Source organism: Herbaspirillum sp. UBA812 (assembly GCF_002296545.1).
Taxonomy (GTDB): domain Bacteria; phylum Pseudomonadota; class Gammaproteobacteria; order Burkholderiales; family Burkholderiaceae_D; genus Herbaspirillum; species Herbaspirillum huttiense.
The window spans coordinates 1-2,598 of the sequence record NZ_DBIC01000301.1; the positions used below are offsets into that span (position 1 = coordinate 1).

Genomic DNA, 2,598 nt, shown 5'->3' on the forward strand with positions numbered 1-2,598 from the left:
TCCAGTCCACCAGGCCGGCCCAGAACTCGCTGCCCACCAGGATCACCGGCATCATGCGCGACTTGCCGGTCTGCATGAGGGTCAGTGCTTCGGTCAGCTCATCGAGCGTGCCGAAGCCGCCTGGCAGCACCACGTAGGCATCCGCATATTTCACGAAGGCCACCTTGCGCGCGAAGAAATGGCGGAAGGACAGCGAGATGTCCTGCCAGGCATTGCCGTGCTGTTCGTGCGGCAGTTCGATGTTCAGGCCCACCGAGGGCGAAGCGCCTTCGTAGGCGCCCTTGTTGGCAGCCTCCATGATGCCGGGGCCGCCGCCGGAGATGACGGCATAGCCGGCGTCGGAGATCAGGCGGGCGATCTCCACACACAGTTGATAATGGGGATTGTCGGGCTTGATCCGGGCAGAACCGAAGATGGAAACGGCAGGACGCAGCTCGGAGAGACGTTCGGTCGATTCGATGAATTCTGCCATAATCGTGAGTACATGCCACGACTCGCGCGCCTTCTTGGCCGTCGCGCGTTCGATGTCCCCCACCTCCCGCAGACGCGGGACATTTTTTCCTCTCTGTTCCATATGCAAAAAACCTTGTTGTTAGTTGATGGTTCCAGTTACCTCTATCGGGCCTTCCATGCACTGCCCGATATGCGTAACGCGGAAGGCGCGCCCACCGGTGCGCTGTACGGCATCATCAATATGCTGCGCCGACTGCGCAACGATTATCCCGCAAGTTACGTTGCCTGTGTGTTCGACGCCAAGGGCAAGACTTTCCGTGATGATCTCTATCCCGACTACAAGGCTACCCGCAAATCCATGCCGGAAGACCTGGCATTGCAGATCGAACCGATCCACGCCGCCGTGCGCGCCCTGGGTTGGCCGATCCTGATGGTCGAGGGCATCGAGGCCGATGACGTCATCGGCACGCTCTCGGTACAAGCCACCGCCGCCGGACTGGACACCATCGTTTCCACCGGCGACAAGGACATGGCCCAACTGGTCAACGAACACGTTACCTTGGTCAACACGATGAGCAATGAAGTTCTCGACATTGCCGGCGTGACCGCAAAATTCGGCGTGCCCCCCGAGCGCATCGTCGATTACCTGAGCCTCATCGGCGACACCGTCGACAACGTACCCGGCGTCGAAAAGTGCGGTCCCAAGACCGCCGTGAAGTGGCTCTCCGCCTATGGCTCGCTCGATGGCGTCATGGCCAATGCCGACAAGATCACCGGCGTGGTCGGCGAAAATCTGCGCAAGGCCCTGGACTGGCTGCCGCAAGGCCGCGTGCTGGTCACGGTCAAGACCGATTGCGATCTGTCGGAGCACATGAAGTCGATCCTCGAATCGCTGACCATGCAGCCGGTCGACAAGGAAGTGCTCAAGGATCTCTTCACCCGCTACAACTTCCGCACCTGGCTGCGCGAACTGGGCGAGGGTAGCGAGCCGGCGGGTGCCAAGGCCCCGCTGGTCGGTGCCAGCGCCGCTGCAGCACTGGAAGCGCCGGCCCAGGGTGGCCTCTTTGCTCCTGCGCCCAAGGTCGAGTACGAGACCGTGCTCACCGATGCGCAACTGGATCAGTGGATCGCCACCATCAACGCCGCCGAACTGACCGCCGTCGATACCGAGACCACCTCGCTGGATGCGATGCAGGCCGAGCTGGTCGGCATCTCGCTGTGCTGCGAGCCGGGCCGTGCTGCCTACATTCCGGTGGCGCACAACTACCAGGACGCACCCGAACAATTGTCGCGCGAGCACGTGCTCGCCAAACTGAAGCCCTGGCTGGAAGATGCCAGCAAGCCCAAGCTCGGCCAGCACCTGAAATACGACAGCCACATCTTCGCCAACTACGGCGTTCGCCTGGCGGGCGTGAAGCACGACACGCTGCTGGAATCCTACGTCTTCGAATCACATCGTCCGCATGACATGGACAGCCTGGCCGCGCGCCACCTGGAGCGCAAGACCATCACCTATGCCGAGGTATGCGGCAAGGGTGCGTCGCAGATCGGCTTCAATGAAGTGGCCATCGAACGCGCCACCGAATATGCGGCTGAAGATGCAGAAGTCACGCTGGCCCTGCATCACGCCATGTGGCCGCAGATCGAGCATGATGACAAGCTGCGCTTCATCTACGAGAAGATCGAAGTCCCGACCTCGGTGGTGCTGCAGAAGATCGAACGCAATGGCGTGCTGATCGATAGCGACCGCCTGGGCCAGCAATCGCACGATCTCGGCAAACGCATGCTGGAAATCGAACAGCAGGCTTACGACCTGGCCGGCCAGCCCTTCAATCTGAATTCGCCCAAGCAGCTGGGCGAGATCCTGTTCGGCAAGCTGGAGCTGCCGGTGGTCAAGAAGACCGCCTCGGGCGCACCGTCCACCGATGAGGAAGTGCTGCAGAAACTGGCCGAGGATTATCCGCTGCCCAAGGTGCTGCTGGACTATCGCGGCCTGGCCAAGCTCAAGTCCACCTATACCGACAAGCTGCCCAAGATGATCAACCCGGCCACCGGCCGCGTGCATACCAACTATGCACAGGCGGTCGCAGTCACCGGCCGCCTGTCCTCCAACGAACCGAACCTGCAGAACATCCCGATCCGCAC

The 2,598-nt window shown here is 61.5% G+C and carries 2 protein-coding genes; one reads left to right on the top strand and one right to left on the bottom strand.

Annotation, left to right across the window (positions count from 1 at the left end; all coding sequences use genetic code 11):
* A partial coding sequence (locus B3873_RS20870) for a TIGR00730 family Rossman fold protein (protein ID WP_286868767.1) occupies nt 1–574 on the bottom strand: 574 nt, incomplete at its 3' end.
* Here B3873_RS20870 and polA point away from each other — a divergent pair.
* On the top strand, nt 575–2,598 hold a 2,024-nt coding region (gene polA, locus B3873_RS20875; RefSeq protein ID WP_414651559.1), incomplete at its 3' end, for a DNA polymerase I.